The sequence below is a fragment of the Micromonospora sp. NPDC048169 genome, assembly GCF_040652815.1.
Lineage (GTDB): Bacteria > Actinomycetota > Actinomycetes > Mycobacteriales > Micromonosporaceae > Micromonospora.
Map to the genome: position 1 here is coordinate 23383 of NZ_JBEZMS010000044.1, position 15082 is coordinate 38464.

A 15082-nucleotide genomic window follows, 5' to 3' on the forward strand; every position below is an offset into this window, starting at 1 on the left:
AAAGCTGAGCTGCCATCAACTAATCGGATGACCGATCCGGCCGCCGATGTCGCCGCGCCCTCGACCGGTCCCGCCCCGCGCGGGCTCGACCTCGACCGGCTCGCCGCCCATCTGGCCGTCCACCGGCCGGACCTGAGCGGGCCGCTGTCGGCCCGGCTGATCGCCGGCGGCAAGTCCAACCTCACCTACCTGCTGCGCGCCGGCGACCGCGAGGTGGTGCTGCGCCGGCCGCCGCTGGGGCACGTGCTGGCCACCGCGCACGACATGGTCCGCGAGCACCGGGTGATCTCGGCGCTCGCGCCGACCGGCGTACCGGTGCCGGAAGCGCTGCTGCTCTGCGCCGACGACCATGTCATCGGCGCGCCGTTCTACCTGATGGCGAAGGTCGACGGCGAGGTCTACCGGCGGCGGGAGCAGACCGACACGCTCACCGACGCGCAGCGGCGCGACCTCGCGATGGCGATGATGGACACGCTCGCCACGCTGCACCGGGTCGAGCCGGCCGAGGTGGGGCTCGCCGACTTCGGCCGCCCGGCGGGCTACCTGGCCCGGCAGATACGCCGCTGGGCCGGCCAGCTCGACCGGTCCCGCAGCCGGCCACTGCCCGGCATCGACCAGCTGCGCGACGCGCTGGCCGCCAGCGTGCCCGAGGGCGCCAACGCCGGCCGGATCGTGCACGGCGACTACCGGCTGGACAACCTCCTCGCCACCGTCGACCCGGTGGCCGTGCGGGCCGTGCTCGACTGGGAGATGGCCACCCTCGGCGACCCGCTGGCCGACCTCGGCCTGCTGCTGACGTACTGGGACGTGCTCGGCGACAGCGACCACGGCGAGGGCAACCCGGTGGCCGACGGCATCGGGCCGCGCGCCGGCTTCCCCACCGGCGCCGAACTGATCGAGCGGTACGCCGGGCGCAGCGACGTCGACGTCGGCCCGCTGCACTGGCACGTGGCACTCGGCTGTTTCAAGCTCGCGGTGATCTGCGAGGGCATCCACTACCGGCACACGCTCGGGCAGACGCTGGGCGAGGGTTTCGACCGGATCGGCGACATGGTGGCGCCGCTCGTGGCACACGGGCTGCGCGCGGTGAGGGAGAGCTGATGGAGTTCGCGTACGACGACCGCACTGTCGAACTGCGGCAGCGGCTGGAGGCGTTCCTCACCGAGTGCGTCTACCCGGCCGAGCCGGTGCACCACGAGCAGGTGCTCGCGGCCGGCGACCCGTGGGCCCGCCCGCCGGTGATGGAGGAGCTGAAGGCGCAGGCGCGGGAGCGCGGGCTGTGGAACCTGTTCCTGCCGGACGCCCGCTACGGCGCCGGGCTGACCAACCTGCAGTACGCGCCGCTGGCCGAGCTGACCGGCCGCAGCCCGCACCTGGCCCCGGAGGCGCTCAACTGCGCCGCGCCGGACACCGGCAACATGGAACTGCTGGCCGAGTTCGGCTCGGAGGAGCAGCGCAAGCAGTGGCTCATGCCGCTGCTCGCCGGCGAGATCCGGTCCGCGTTCTGCATGACCGAGCCGGACGTGGCCTCCTCCGACGCGACGAACATCGGCACCCGGATCACCCGCGACGGCGACCACTACGTGATCAACGGCCGCAAGTGGTGGTCGTCCGGAGCGATGGACCCGCGCTGCGAGATCTTCATCGTGATGGGCAAGACCGACCCGGACGCCGAGCGGCACCGCCAGCAGAGCATGATCCTGGTCCCCCGGGACACCCCCGGCGTGACGGTACGGCGCGGGATGCGGGTCTTCGGCTACAGCGACGCCCCGCACGGCGGCCACGCCGAGATCGACTTCACCGACGTGCGGGTGCCGGCGGAGAACCTCGTCGGCGAGGAGGGCACCGGGTTCGCCATCGCCCAGGCCCGGCTCGGCCCCGGCCGCATCCACCACTGCATGCGCCTGGTCGGCATGGCCGAGCGGGCCCTGGAACTGCTCTGCCGCCGGGTGCTCGACCGGGTCGCGTTCGGCCGCCCGCTCGCCGAGCAGGGCGTGGTACGCGAGTGGATCGCCGAGTCGCGGGTCCGGATCGAGCAGGCCCGCCTGCTGGTGCTGAAGACCGCGTGGCTGATGGACACCGTCGGCAACAAGGGCGCGCACACCGAGATCCAGGCCATCAAGATCGCTACGCCGTTGATGGCCGAGTGGGTGATCGACAAGGCGATACAGGCGTACGGCGGGGCGGGGGTCAGCCAGGACACCCCGCTGGCCGAGCTGTGGGCGCAGGCCCGCACGCTGCGCCTGGCCGACGGTCCGGACGAGGTCCACCGCGCGTCGCTGGCCCGGCGCGAGCTGCGCCGCTGGGCCTGACCGGCTCAGCCGAGGAGGTTTGTCAGGCGGAGGCCCGGTGGATCAGTTCGGTGTCCAGCAGCACGTGCGGGGAGGGGACCTCCTCGCCGCGGATGCGGGAGACCAGCAGCCGGGCCATCTGCCGGCCCATCTCCTCCACCGGCTGGAACACGGTGGTCAGCGGCGGCTCGGCCTGGCGCGCGATCGGGGCGTCGTCGAAACCGATCACCGCCACGTCCTCGGGCACCCGGCGGCCGGCCTCGCGCAACGCGCGCAGCGCGCCGAAGGCCATCAGGTCGGAGGCGACGAACACGGCGTCCAGCTCCGGGCAGACGTCGAGCAGCCGGCGCATGGCCGCGGTGCCGCTGCCCTCGCTGAAGTCGCCGTACGCGATCAGACTCGGATCGACCCGGCCGCCGGCCGCGCGCACGGCCTCCTGGTAGCCGGAGAGCCGGGCCAGGCCGGCGCCCATGTCCTGCGGGCCGGCGATGGTCGCGACCCGCCGGCGGCCCTTGCGGAACAGGTGCTCCACCGCCTGCCGCGCGCCACCGACGTTGTCCATGTCGACGAACCACGCCGGCTGCGCGTTCGGGTGCAGCATCCGGGCCGGGCGGCCGCCGAGCACCGTCGGCAGGCCGCGCTCCTCCAGCAGCGTGGGCAGCGGGTCGGAGTCGTGCAGGGAGAGCAGGAGTACGCCGTCCACGTGCTGGTTGGTCAGGTGGTGCTCGACCCGTTCCCGCTCGATCGGCGACTGCACCATGGCCAGCCAGAGCTGCATCGGCGTCTCCACCAGCCCGGAGCTGACACCCCGGACGATGGCCGCGAAGAACGGCTCGGTGAAGACCCGCTCCCCCGACTCGGACACGACCAGGGCGACCGAGTCGGTCCGCTGGGTGACCAGCGCACGGGCGGCGCGGTTCGGCACGTACCCCAGCTCGGCGATGGCCTGCTGGACCGCGGCCCGAGCCTCCGGGCTGACCTGCGGCGACCCGTTGACCACGCGGGAGACCGTGCCGCGCCCGACGCCGGCGCGGGCCGCGACCGCGTCGAGGGTCGGACGCCCGAGCGAGCGGGTGCGCTGCGTTGTCATCGTCTGTGCTCCTCCGACGGTCGGGCGGGCCCGGCACCGATTGGGGCGTCGGCGCCGGGCCGCCCGTTACTGGCTGGCCCAGCTTATTGTGCGGGCAGTCCGTTGCGTCGGATCACGTCGGCGTACCACCTGGCGCTGGACTTCGCGATCCGGGCCTGGCTGTCGTAGTCGACATAGACCATGCCGAACCGCTTCGTGTAGCCCCAGGCCCACTCGAAGTTGTCCATCAGCGACCAGGCGAAGTAGCCCTTGAGCGGCACACCGGCCTCGATCGCGGCGTGCGACGCGCGCAGGTGCGCGGCGAAGTAGGCCAGCCGGTCCGGGTCGTCCACCCGGCCGTCGACCACCTCGTCGACGAAAGCCGACCCGTTCTCGGTGACGTAGATCGGCAGGTCGGTGTACTCCCGGTGGACCCGCTCCAGCGTCTCCACCAGGCCCGGTGCGTCGATCTCCCAGTCCATGTCCGTCACCGGGACACCCCGGGTGACGAACCGGACGTCCTCGCTGCCCGGCCAGCAGGACGGTGCCCGCCAGTAGGGCTCCGGCTCCGCGCCCTCGACCGGCGCGGCGACCACGTGCCGGCTGTAGTAGTTGACGCCGACCATGTCCAGCGGCGTGGAGATGGTCGCCAGGTCGCCGTCGCGCACGTGCCCCATGTCGGTGACACCGCGCAGGTCCGCCACGAGGTCCGCCGGGTACGCGCCGCGCAGCACCGGGTCGAGGAAGAACCGGTTCGCCAGCGCGTCGATCCGCCGGGCCGCGTCGGCGTCCGCCGCCGACTCGCTCGCCGGGGTGACCGGGTAGAGGTTGACGGTGATGCCGAGCTGCGCCTCCGGGCGGGCCGCGCGTACCGCCTGCACGGCCAGGCCGTGACCGAGCATCAGGTGGTGCCCGGCCCGGACCGCGTCCGCGCCGTTCCGGCGGCCCGGCGCGTGCACGCCGGAGCCGTAGCCGAGGAACGCCGAGCACCACGGCTCGTTCAGCGTGGTGAAGTACTTCACCCGGTCACCGAGCGCCTCGGCGACCAGGTGGGCGTACTCGGCGAAGCGGCCGGCGGTGTCCCGGGCCGGCCAGCCGCCCGCGTCCTCCAGCGGCTGCGGCAGATCCCAGTGGTAGAGCGTCAGCCACGGCTCGATGCCGTGGCCGAGCAGCTCGTCGATCAACCGGCGGTAGAAGTCCATGCCCTCCTGGTTGATCCCGCCCGTGCCGCCCGGCTGCACCCGCGGCCAGCTCACCGAGAAGCGGTACGACCGCAGGCCCAGGTCGGCCATCAGCCGCACGTCGTCAGGCATCCGGTGGTAGTGGTCGCACGCCACGTCGCCGGTGTGCCCGGCCACCGTCCGGCCCTCGGTGTGGCTGAAGGTGTCCCAGATCGACGGGGCACGGCCGCCCTCCGTCGCCGCGCCCTCGATCTGGTACGCGGCGGTGGCCGCGCCCCAGAGGAAGTCGGGCGGGAAGGTGAGGGCCGGACCGGCGTCGAGGACGCCGACGGCGGGTGGGCTTGCTGGGTTGCTCACGACTTGACGGCGCCTTCCATGATGCCGCCGATGATCTGGCGGCCGAACAGAACGAACACGACGAACAGGGGCAGGGTCGCGATCAACGTACCGGCGAAGATCTGCGAGTTGTCGGCGAAGTAGGCGGTGTTGAGGCTGCGCAGCGAGATCTGGACGGTCGGGTTGGACGGGTCCGCCAGCACCACGAACGGCCAGAAGAACTGGTTCCACTGCTCCATGAAGGTCAGCAGACCCAGCACCGCGGCGGCCGGACGCAGCGCGGGCGCCACCACGTGCCAGTACACCCGCCAGGTGGAACAGCCGTCCACCCGGGCCGCCTCGATCAACTCGTTCGGTACCGCCTGCTCGGCGTACTGGCGCATCATGAAGATGCCGAAGCCGCCGATCAGGAACGGAACGGTCACCGACGGCATGGTGTTCAGCCAGTCGAGCTTGGCCATCAGGATGTACAGCGGCAGCACGCCGAGCTGGATCGGCACCATCATCGAGGTGAGGATGATCAGCAGCAGCGCGTTCTTGCCCCGGAAGCGCAGCTTGGCGAACGCGAAGCCGGCCAGCGAGCCGAAGAACACCGTCGCGACGGTGATCGTCCCGGAGACCAGGAACGAGTTCATCAGGCCCTTGACGATGTTGGCGTCGCTGTTGGCGAGCACCCGCTCGATGTTCTCGCCGAGCTTGCCGCCGGGCAGGAACGGCGGCGGCCAGGAGTTGGCCGCGTCGTTCGTCCGGCTGGCGATCACGATCATCCAGTAGAACGGGAACAGGGAGAGCAGCACGCCGAAGATCAGGCCGATCATGGTGAGCGGGCTGGCCTTCCAGAGCCGCTCGGCCCGGTGGGTGGTCTTCACCGGCGGGTTCTGCCGGGTGGGCGGGCGGACGGCGGTGGTCGTCATCTCGTCACCTCACTTGTCGGAGCTGATGCGGCGGGCGAGCAGGTAGTTGATCGCCGACATCAACGCGATGAGCACGAAGAGCACGAGCGCGACCGCCCCGGCGTACCCCCACCGGAAGCGCTGGTTCATCACGTCGAGCAGGTACATCGTGATGGTCTGGAACTGGCCCTCCGAACCGCCGGAGAGACCACCCGAGCCGCTGGTGAACAGCAGGGGCTCGGTGAACAGCTGCAGGCCGCCGATGGTGGAGATGATCAGCGTGAAGATGATCGTGGGGCGCAGCTGCGGGACCGTGATGGACCAGAACTGACGCCGCCGGGAGGCGCCGTCCAGCGCCGCGGCCTCGTACATGTCCTTGCTGATCGACTGCATGGCGGCCAGGTAGATCAGCGCGTTGTAGCCGACCCAGCGCCAGTCCACCATGGTGGAGATGGCGAACCAGGAGGCGAAGCGGTTCGCCCGCCAGTCGATCGGGTCCAGGCCGACGCTGTCGAGCAGCCAGTTGACCAGGCCGAAGTCCTTGGCGTAGATCATCGAGAAGATCAGCGCGACCACGGCGGTCGAGGTGATGATCGGCATCGCGATCGCCATCCGGAAGAACGTCTGCGCGCGCAGCTTCCGGTTCAGCGCGTTGGCGAGCATCAGCGCCAGCAGCAACTGCGGCACCGTGGAGAGCAGGAACATGCCGAAGGTGTTGACCACCGCGTTCCAGAACTGCGGGTCCTGGGTGATCAGTTCGACGAAGTTGTCCATCCCGACGAAGGAGATGGTCGAGTTCAGCGGCGACCGGTCGGTCAGCGCGATCCAGACCGTGTACGCGATCGGGTACACGCCGAACACGGCGAAGATCACGAAGAACGGCAGGACGTACAGGTACGGCGAGTACTTCAGGTCCAGGCGCGTCAGTGAGGCGGAACGGCGGCGCGTGTGACGAGCGGCGCGCGGCGGGCCGGGTTCGGGCGGCGCCGCGGCGTGCAGGTCGAGGCTCATGGGGAGTCCTTCTCCTCGGCCGGCGTCACCCGCCACACGGGCGACGCCGGACTCTGCGGGCACCGCGGGTGGCGCCGGCAGCCGGGGCTGCCGACGCCACCCGCGGGCGGCTCAACCGGTCACTTACCGGCGGCCGCACCGTTCTTCAGGGCCGCCTGCCACTGCTCGCCGGCCGACTTGCCCTGCTCCACGGCGCGCAGGCTGTTCTCCACAGCGGTGCGGACCGCGTTGTTCTTCGGGCCGAGGTAGACCGGCTTCAGCTCGGTGGCGCCGGCGGCGAAGATCTTGCCGACCGGGGCCTTGCTGAAGTAGTCGTTGGTCGAGTCGGCCACGGCCGGGTCGGTGAGCGCCTGCGGGTTCGAGGGCAGGTTGCCGACCGCCTTGTACGCGCCGATCTGACCCTTGGCGCTGGTCAGGAACTTGGCCAGCTCCGCGGCCTCCTTCTGGTGCTTGCTCGACTTCGGCACGCCGAGGAAGGAGCCGCCCCAGTTGCCACCGGCGCCCGGCGCCTTGGCGATGTCCCACTTGCCGGCCGCCGCGTCACCGGCCTGGCCCTTGATGACACCGGTCATCCAGGCGGGGCAGGCGATGGTGGCGAAGGTGCCGTTCTTGAAGCCGGCGTTCCACTCGTTGGAGAACGACTGGAGGTTGTTGGACAGCCCCGCGGCGATCATCTTGGTGGTGAGGTCGTACGCGGTCTTCACGTCCGGGTTCTGGTCGATGACCATCTTGTTGCTCTTGTCGTAGTACGTGTAGCCGCTGCCCTGGCCCGCGATCTGCATCAGCACGACGTTGTAGAAGTTGGTCGCCGAGTCGACGAACTTGTGCTTCTTGTCGGCGGCGGCGAACGTCTGGCCGGCCTCGATGAACTTGTCCCAAGTGGGCCAGAGCGCGCCGACCTGCTCGCGGTCGGTGGGCAGCCCGGCGGCCTTGAACAGGTCGCTGCGGTAGCACAGCGCCATCGAGCCGACGTCGGTGCCGAGGCCCAGCACCTTGCCGTCGGGGGTGGTGCCCTGCTCCCACTTCCACGGCAGGAAGTTGCCCTTGAGGTCGTTCGCGCCGTGGTCGGCCAGGTTCACGAACTTGTCGGCCTGGGCGTAGAACTGGACGATGGTGCCCTCTTCCAGGGCCACCACGTCACCGGCGCCCGAACCCGCGGTGATCTGCTGGGTCAGGCGGGTGTTGTAGTCACCGAGGCCGAGGCCCTTGCCCCGCTCCTGGATCTTGACGTTCGGGTGCTCCGACTCGTACTGCTTGTACAGCTCTTCGTAGCCGAAGCCCTGGTCGCCGAAGACGTCGACGACCAGCGTGACCGGGCCGCTGCCGCTGCCGCTGTCGCCGCTGTCCGAGTCGTCGCCGCAGGCGGCGGTGGTGCCGAGCACGACGACGGACGCGAGCGCGATGGCCGCGAACCGCCGACGACGGATTGGGACGCTCATCCGAGACCCCTCTTTCGGTGGTGAGGCGATATCTGCTGTGTGGTGGGGGGTGCGTGTCGCGCGGGCCGGAGCGGGCAGGAGGGAGATCCGCACCACTCTCGGGAGCGCTCCCATGAGGTTGCCGGGAGGTGACAGGGGTGTCAATAGACCGTTGGGAGCGTTCCCATTTCGTTACCGCGTGGACGCCCGGGCCCTCGGCGGAGGCCGCTGTCAGCGGCACTGCCTGCCCCGTCGTCAGCGGCGGGCGGCGCCGCGGGTCAGCAACGGCCGGCGCTGCGGCGGCTCGGCGGCGCTGCGTTCAGCGACTCGGCGGCTCGGCGGCGCTGCGGTCAGCAGCAGCGGCGCAGCAGGACTGTGGCGCGGGCCGGATCGAACGCGGCCGGGTCGAACGCCGAGCCGGCCCACCCGCGCATGGTCAGGTGCTCCGGATGCCCCGGATCGGCGAGCGCGGCCAGCATGACCGCGTAACCGGCCGGACCGCCCACGTCCTCGGGCGGGCACGCGCGCTCGCCGTCCAGGCAGACCGGGTAGCTTTCGTCCGGGTCGGCGGCGCAGGCGTCCTCCACCACCAGGTCGTGCTCCCACCAGTCGCCGAAGTCGTAGGTGTAGCGGAACCGGTCGCCCTTGCCGACCAGCGCGTCCAGCCGGACGTCCAGCTCGTCGCGCAGCGCCGGTTCGCCGTCCGGGTCGGGCTCGCCGTACTGCCGGCCGCCGACGTCGAACGAGTGCAGGTGACAGTCGCGCCAGCCCATCGCGTGCTGGATCACCCGGTGCAGCCGGTCCAGGGTGTAGCCGCCGGGCACCAGAACCCGCCGCCACACCGGCGGCCGGACACCGGCCAGCGACACCGTGAGCTGGAAGATCTGACGCGACACGACGTCCCGTCCTTCCTGGGCATAGGCTGCCTGCATGATCTGCCGAGCCTGCCGGGAACGGCGGCACGACGACTGTCCCGGCCGGAAGTGGTGCGACTGCCAGCACCGTACCCCCGAACCCACCCCTCCGGTCACCGGTCCGGCCGGCGAATGAGCGTCGGAACCCCGATCGAACGGATCTGGCCCGCACCCGCCACCGGCGCGCTCACCGATCCGCAGCTCACCGCGCTCTACGACCGGGCGGACCACCCGCACCTACGGGTCAACTTCGTCGCCAGCGCCGACGGCGCGGTCACTCTGGACGGCTACTCCGCCGGGCTCTCCGGCGAGCCGGACAAGCGGGTCTTCGGGCTGTTGCGGATGCTCTGCGACGCCCTCGTGGTGGCCGCCGGCACGCTACGGCACGAGGGCTACCGGGCGGTGCGGCTGAGCCCGGACCGCCGGGCCTGGCGCCGCGAGCGAGGACTGGCCGAGTACCCGACGCTCGTGGTCGTCTCCGGCTCGCTCGACCTCGACCCGGCGCAGGCCGCCTTCGCCGACGCCCCGGTCCGGCCGATCGTGCTCACCCACGCCGACGCCGTACCGCCGCCCGGCCTGACCGACGTGGCCGACGTCATCCGCTGCGGCACCGACGAGACCGGCCGAGGCGACAGCTCCGGCCGGACTGGCGGTGCCGCCCGGCCGGACGCCAGCGGCCGCGCCGACAGCTCCGGACGGACGGGCGGCTCCGGACGGACGGGCGGCTCCGGACGGACGGGCGGCTCCGGGCAGGGCGACGACGCCGGGCGGGCCAGCGGCTCCGGGCGGGTCGATCTCGTCGCCGGGCTGGCCGAGTTGCGCCGGCGCGGGCTCGACCAGCTGCTCTGCGAGGGCGGCCCGCACCTGTTCGGCGCGCTCACCGCCGCCGGCCTGGTGGACGAGCTGTGCCTGACCGTGGCGCCGCTGCTCGCCGGCGCCGGCCCGGGCCGGATCACCGCCGGTGACGCCAGCGTCCCGCGCCACCTGCCGCTGCGGCACGTGCTGGCCGCCGCCGACGGCGTGCTGATGCTGCGCTACGCACGCGACCCCGCCCAGACACCACCCGCAGGCGCCGCCCCCGCCGCCTGATGGCAGACGGCACGCGGGACACGACTCCCGCTCTTCAGGAAGATGCGGGCGGAAGCGGTGCATGCCGGGTGGGCGGGCGACGGGTGGAACGCGATGGGTGTCATGGGCCGGCGGAGACACCCCTGTGTTCCACCCGCGCGACTGGATCTGACCGCGCGACGCCCGACGCCCTCTCGGTGGACCCGGCGGCACTGCTGACCGTCAGCGGGCGGGCCGTCCGGGAGCCGGCGGCGACGGCGGCGGCCGGCCGGCGACGGAGGGGCGAACGTGGAGGAAACGCACGCACTGTGGTCGGGCGGATTCGGGCGGCTACCGTTCGGCGCACGGGTGGCGTGGCGTCCGCCGCGTCGCGTGGCAACCTGTCGCATCCCTCGGGCAGGATGCACGACGTGCACCGCCAACGGTACGACCAGCCGACCGGAGACCGCCGATGACCGACGACCAGCTCGACGGGCCCGGCGAGGGTGTCGGCCGGGTGCTCGGCACCGCCGACGCCACCCCGCTCACCTTCTGGACCGCTGTCGCGCCGGGCAGCTACCTGCAACTGGACGACGTGGTCGTGACCCGCCGCGACCTGCCCGACCGTGAGCCGGTGACGATCGCCGGGGTGGTGACCCAGGTGCGTGCCCGGCACGAGGGGGCGCAGTTCGACTCCGACGTCTTCGCCATCGCCGACGGCACGCTGCCGGCGCAGGTGCAGGAGGCGGCCGAGGTGACCACGACGCGGGTCGACCCGGAGTTCTACGTGCCGCCCACGCCGGGCGCGGTGGTGCACCGGGCCGAGGGCGACGCGCGGGCCCGGGCGCTGCACTTCGACCGGATGGAGCGGCGGATCCCGATGGGGATGGGCCGCGACGGCGTGCCGGTCTACCTCAACGCCGACTTCCTCGACGGCACCCGGGGCGCGCACGTGTCGATCTCCGGCATCTCCGGTGTCGCCACCAAGACCAGCTTCGCCACGTTCCTGCTCTACTCGGTGTTCCGCTCCGGCGTGCTGGGCGGCGACGCGGTCAACGCCAAGGCGCTGATCTTCAACGTCAAGGGCGAGGACCTGCTCTTCCTCGACCACCCGAACAGCCGGCTCGACGACCCGACCCGGGCGGCGTACGCGAAGCTGGGCCTGGACGCCGGGGCGTTCCCGGACGTGCGGGTCTATGCCCCGCCGCGGGTCGGCGACTCCTCGGGCACGCCGGATGTGAGCAGCCGGCTCACCGGGGTGGACAGCTTCTACTGGACGCTGTCCGAGTTCTGCGCCGATAGGCTGCTGCCGTACGTGTTCGCCGACGCCGACGACGAGCGCCAGCAGTACACGATGGTGGTCCACTCGGTGGCCGCGCACCTGGCCCGCTACGCCCAGCCCGCCGACGGCGGGGTGAGCATCGACGGGGTGCGGCTCGGCTCGTACGCGGATCTGGTCGACCACGTGGTCGAGCAGCTCAACGACGACGAGACGCGCGGCGAGTGGGCCGGCAGCGCGGTCGGGCTGGGCACCGTGAACGCGTTCGCCCGCCGGCTCATCGGCAGCAAGAAGGACCTGGGCCGGCTGATCCGGGGCGACCTCGCGACCCGTCGCCCGCACTCGATCAACACGGCGGAGAGCGCCCAGGTCACTGTCGTCGACCTGCACAACCTGCCGGACCGCGCGCAGCGGTTCGTGGTCGGCGTGACGCTCAAGAGCGAGTTCGAGCGCAAGGAGAAGGCCGGCACCGCCAAGCCGCTGCTGTTCGTCGTGCTCGACGAGCTGAACAAGTACGCGCCGCGCGAGGGCTCGTCGCCGATCAAGGAGGTGCTGCTCGACATCGCCGAGCGGGGCCGCTCGCTGGGCGTGATCCTGGTCGGCGCGCAGCAGACCGCGAGCGAGGTGGAACGGCGGATCGTCACCAACTCGGCGATCCGGGTGGTCGGCCGGCTCGACCCGGCCGAGGCGTCCCGCCCGGAGTACGGCTTCCTGCCGCCCGCCCAGCGGCAGCGGGCGCTGCTGGCCAAGCCGGGCACCATGTTCGTCAACCAGCCGGACATCCCGGTGCCGCTGTGCCTGGAGTTCCCGTTCCCGGCGTGGGCCACCCGGGTCTCGGAGGCGGGCCGCGCGCCCTCGGAGACGCTACGGTCGATCACCCAGGCCGCCGACCCGTTCGCGGTGGTCGGTTCCGGCTCCTCCGACGACGACATCCCGTTCTAGGCGGCACCCACCATGAAGATCCTGCACACCTCCGACTGGCACGTCGGCAAGGTCCTCAAGGGGCAGTCCCGGGCCGAGGAGCACAAGCAGGTCCTCGCCCAGGTGATCGAGATCGCCCAGCGTGAGCGGCCCGACCTGGTGATCGTGGCCGGTGACCTGTACGACACCGCCGCGCCCACCCCGGAGGCGACCCGGCTGGTCACGCGGGCGCTCACCGCGCTGCGGCGGACCGGCGCGGACGTGGTGGCGATCGGCGGCAACCACGACAACGGCGCGGCGCTGGACGCGCTGCGGCCGTGGGCCGAGGCCGCCGGGATCACGCTGCGCGGCAGCGTACGGGAGAATCCGGACGAGCACGTCGTCGACGGGGTCACCGCCGGCGGGGAGCGCTGGCGGATCGCCGCGCTGCCGTTCCTGTCCCAGCGGTACGCGGTGCGCGCGGTGGAGATGTACACGCTCACCCCGGCCGAGGCCAACCAGACGTACGCCGACCACCTGGGCCGGGTGCTGGACCGCCTCGCCGAGGGCTTCACCGAGCCGGACCGCGTGCACCTGGTGACCGCGCACCTCACAGTGGTCGGGGCGAGCACCGGCGGCGGCGAGCGGGACGCGCACACCGTGCTGGGGTACGCGGTGCCGGCCACCGTCTTCCCCGGCAACGCGCACTACGTGGCGCTGGGCCACCTGCACCGCTCGCAGCGGGTCATCGGCCCGTGCCCGATCCGCTACAGCGGCAGCCCGCTCGCTGTCGACTTCGGCGAGCAGGAGAACGTCGGCTCGGTGACGATCGTGGAGGTCACCGCCACCACCGCCGCCCGCGTCCGGGAGGTGCCGGTGCCGGGCGCGGTGCCGCTGCGCACGGTGCGCGGCACGCTCGCGCAGCTCGCCGAGATCGAGGCGCCGGAGGGCTGGCTGCGCGTCTACGTCCGGGAGCAGCCCCGGGCCGGGCTGCGCGAGGAGGTGCAGGAGCTGCTGCCCCGGGCGCTGGAGATCCGGATCGACCCGGAGCTGGTGCCCGCGCCGGGCAGCGGGACCCGGACGGCTCAGCGGGCCGGCCGGTCGCCGGGCGAGTTGTTCGGCGACTACCTGGACAGCCGGGGGCACGCCGACGAGGGTGTCCGGGAGCTCTTCGACGAGCTGCTCGAGGAGGTGGAGCACTGATGCGGCCGATGCGGCTGGACATGGCCGGGTTCACGGTGTTCCGCGACGAGACGACTGTCGACTTCACCGACGCGGATTTCTTCGCGCTGGTCGGGCCGACCGGTTCGGGCAAGTCGACGGTGCTGGACGCGATCTGTTTCGCGCTCTACGGCACGGTGCCGCGCTGGGGCGGCACCCGGGGGCTGGCCAACGCGCTGGCACCGTCGGCGACCGAGGCGCGGGTGCGGCTGGTCTTCGAGTCCGCCGGTGACCGCTACGTGGCGACACGGGTGGTGCGCCGCGACGGCCGGGGCACTGTGAAGACGGCGAACGCCGGCCTCCAGCTCATGCCGCCGGGATTCGACATCACCAAGCTCGACACCGGGCTCAGCCCGGAGGACCTGGGCGAGGTGGTGGCGGGCACCCCGGCCGAGATGGAGCAGGCGGTGCTGGACGCGGTGGGGCTGCCGTACGAGCAGTTCACCTCGTGCGTGGTGCTGCCGCAGGGGCAGTTCGCCGACTTCCTGCACGCCAAGCCGGCCACCCGCCAGCAGATCCTGGTGAACCTGCTCGGGCTGGGCGTCTACGAGTCGGTGCAGAAGAAGGCCGTCGAGCGGGCCGGGCAGGCCGAGGCGAAGCTGGAGACCGTCGACAAGATGCTCGGCGGGCTCGCCGACGTCGACGACGACAGCCTGACCGCCGCCCGGGAGCGGGTGGACGCGATGCGGGAACTGGCCGCCGCTGTCGCTGCCGCCGTACCCGAATGGGAGCTGGCCCGGGCCACGGCGGGTGAGCGGGCCGCGGCGCTGGCCGCCCTCGACGCCGAGCTGGGTGTGCTGGCCGGGGTGCGGCCGCCGGACGGCACGGCCGAGCTGGCGCGGGCGGTGGCGCAGGCCCGGGTGGCCGCCGACGAGGCGGCGGGCGCGGTCGGGCTGGCCGAGGAGCGCGAGGAGAAGCTGCGCGGGGAGCTGGCCGCCGCCGGTGACGAGAGCGCGCTGCGGCTGCACCTGAAGGCGTACGCGGACCGGGACCGGCTGACCGCGGAGGCGGCGACGGTCCGGGCGGCGGTGGACGCGGCGCGCGCCGAGCACGACGCGGCGGTGGCGGCGCTGGCGGCGGCGCGGGCGGACGCGCAACGGGCCGAGACGGAGCTGGACTCGGCGTTCCGCGCGCACGAGGAGGCGAAGGCCGCCGACCAGGCGGTGGCGCTGCGGGCGCACCTGGTCGGCGGCGCGCCCTGCCCGGTGTGCGAGCAGACAGTCACCACAGTGCCGGCGGTGCCGGAGGGCTCGGCGGTGAGCCGGGCGATCGAGGCGGGCAAGACGGCGCGGGCGGCGAGCGAGGCAGCCAAGCGGGTCGTGCAGGAACGCGACACCGCGGCCCGTGACTCCGACCGGGTGCTGCTGCGCGCCCGCACCCAGCACGACCAGCTCGGCACGCGCCTGGCCGAGCTGGACGAGCAGCTCGCGGACGCGCCCGCGCCGGAGCGGCTGCGCGAGTCGCTGGCCGAGCACGCGCGGCTGCGGACCGCGCTGGAGGAGGCGGCGGGCGCGGTGCGGGC

Annotated in this window: 12 protein-coding genes; 6 read left to right on the forward strand and 6 right to left on the reverse strand. The window is 72.6% G+C overall.

The window, feature by feature from the left end; all coding sequences use genetic code 11:
* Positions 1-27 precede the first annotated feature (27 nt).
* Both AB0D28_RS26255 and AB0D28_RS26260 read left to right on the forward strand, forming a co-directional pair.
* Positions 28-1101, forward strand: coding sequence for a phosphotransferase family protein (locus tag AB0D28_RS26255; RefSeq protein WP_357389975.1), 1074 nt, complete (start codon positions 28-30; stop codon positions 1099-1101).
* Positions 1101-2312, forward strand: a complete 1212-nt coding sequence (locus AB0D28_RS26260; RefSeq protein WP_357389977.1) for an acyl-CoA dehydrogenase family protein — start codon at positions 1101-1103, stop codon at positions 2310-2312. The genes AB0D28_RS26255 and AB0D28_RS26260 overlap by 1 nt, the downstream gene beginning before the upstream one ends.
* A 22-nt stretch (positions 2313-2334) precedes the next feature.
* On the opposite strand, the gene AB0D28_RS26265 is transcribed toward AB0D28_RS26260, so the two are convergent.
* The 6 genes from AB0D28_RS26265 to AB0D28_RS26290 form a co-directional block, all read right to left on the reverse strand.
* Positions 2335-3381: a LacI family DNA-binding transcriptional regulator gene (locus AB0D28_RS26265; RefSeq protein WP_357389979.1), complete on the reverse strand. Its 1047-nt coding sequence runs from the start codon at positions 3379-3381 to the stop codon at positions 2335-2337.
* A gap of 83 nt (positions 3382-3464) precedes the next feature.
* Positions 3465-4898, reverse strand: coding sequence for a GH1 family beta-glucosidase (locus AB0D28_RS26270; protein WP_357389981.1), 1434 nt, complete (start codon positions 4896-4898; stop codon positions 3465-3467).
* Positions 4895-5695 (reverse strand): carbohydrate ABC transporter permease, encoded by an 801-nt coding sequence (locus AB0D28_RS26275; protein ID WP_030274682.1) that lies wholly within the window; start codon positions 5693-5695, stop codon positions 4895-4897. The genes AB0D28_RS26270 and AB0D28_RS26275 overlap by 4 nt, the downstream gene beginning before the upstream one ends.
* Positions 5696-5800: 105 nt before the next feature.
* Entirely contained in the window at positions 5801-6781 is a 981-nt protein-coding gene (locus tag AB0D28_RS26280; RefSeq protein WP_357389983.1) for a sugar ABC transporter permease, read from the reverse strand.
* 119 nt (positions 6782-6900) lie between these two features.
* Positions 6901-8220: an extracellular solute-binding protein gene (locus tag AB0D28_RS26285; protein WP_357389985.1), complete on the reverse strand. Its 1320-nt coding sequence runs from the start codon at positions 8218-8220 to the stop codon at positions 6901-6903.
* A 329-nt stretch (positions 8221-8549) separates the two neighbouring features.
* Positions 8550-9095 carry a plasmid pRiA4b ORF-3 family protein gene (locus tag AB0D28_RS26290; protein ID WP_357389987.1) on the reverse strand — a complete coding sequence of 182 codons (546 nt, stop codon included), beginning with the start codon at positions 9093-9095 and terminating at the stop codon, positions 8550-8552.
* Positions 9096-9245: 150 nt separating this feature from the next.
* On the opposite strand from AB0D28_RS26290, the gene AB0D28_RS26295 reads away from it, so the two are divergent.
* The 4 genes from AB0D28_RS26295 to AB0D28_RS26310 all read left to right on the forward strand — a co-directional run.
* On the forward strand, positions 9246-10202 hold the full coding sequence (locus AB0D28_RS26295; RefSeq protein WP_357389989.1) for a pyrimidine reductase family protein: 957 nt from the start codon (positions 9246-9248) through the stop codon (positions 10200-10202).
* A gap of 430 nt (positions 10203-10632) precedes the next feature.
* Positions 10633-12381, forward strand: coding sequence for an ATP-binding protein (locus tag AB0D28_RS26300; protein ID WP_043325613.1), 1749 nt, complete (start codon positions 10633-10635; stop codon positions 12379-12381).
* A 12-nt stretch (positions 12382-12393) separates the two neighbouring features.
* Entirely contained in the window at positions 12394-13542 is a 1149-nt protein-coding gene (locus AB0D28_RS26305) for an exonuclease SbcCD subunit D (RefSeq protein WP_357389991.1), read from the forward strand.
* Positions 13542-15082: SMC family ATPase (locus AB0D28_RS26310; protein WP_357389993.1), on the forward strand; the 1541-nt coding region annotated here is incomplete at its 3' end. The genes AB0D28_RS26305 and AB0D28_RS26310, both read left to right, overlap by 1 nt.

What these genes read in the sequence shown, in the direction of transcription:
- AB0D28_RS26295 (WP_357389989.1), top strand. Translation starts at nt 9,246, where the DNA reads ATGAGCGTCGGAACCCCGATCGAACGGATCTGGCCCGCACCCGCCACC.
- AB0D28_RS26285 (WP_357389985.1), bottom strand. Translation starts at nt 8,220, where the DNA reads ATGAGCGTCCCAATCCGTCGTCGGCGGTTCGCGGCCATCGCGCTCGCG.
- AB0D28_RS26265 (WP_357389979.1), bottom strand. Translation starts at nt 3,381, where the DNA reads ATGACAACGCAGCGCACCCGCTCGCTCGGGCGTCCGACCCTCGACGCG.
- AB0D28_RS26305 (WP_357389991.1), top strand. Translation starts at nt 12,394, where the DNA reads ATGAAGATCCTGCACACCTCCGACTGGCACGTCGGCAAGGTCCTCAAG.
- AB0D28_RS26255 (WP_357389975.1), top strand. Translation starts at nt 28, where the DNA reads ATGACCGATCCGGCCGCCGATGTCGCCGCGCCCTCGACCGGTCCCGCC.
- AB0D28_RS26280 (WP_357389983.1), bottom strand. Translation starts at nt 6,781, where the DNA reads ATGAGCCTCGACCTGCACGCCGCGGCGCCGCCCGAACCCGGCCCGCCG.
- AB0D28_RS26300 (WP_043325613.1), top strand. Translation starts at nt 10,633, where the DNA reads ATGACCGACGACCAGCTCGACGGGCCCGGCGAGGGTGTCGGCCGGGTG.
- AB0D28_RS26275 (WP_030274682.1), bottom strand. Translation starts at nt 5,695, where the DNA reads ATGATCGGCCTGATCTTCGGCGTGCTGCTCTCCCTGTTCCCGTTCTAC.
- AB0D28_RS26260 (WP_357389977.1), top strand. Translation starts at nt 1,101, where the DNA reads ATGGAGTTCGCGTACGACGACCGCACTGTCGAACTGCGGCAGCGGCTG.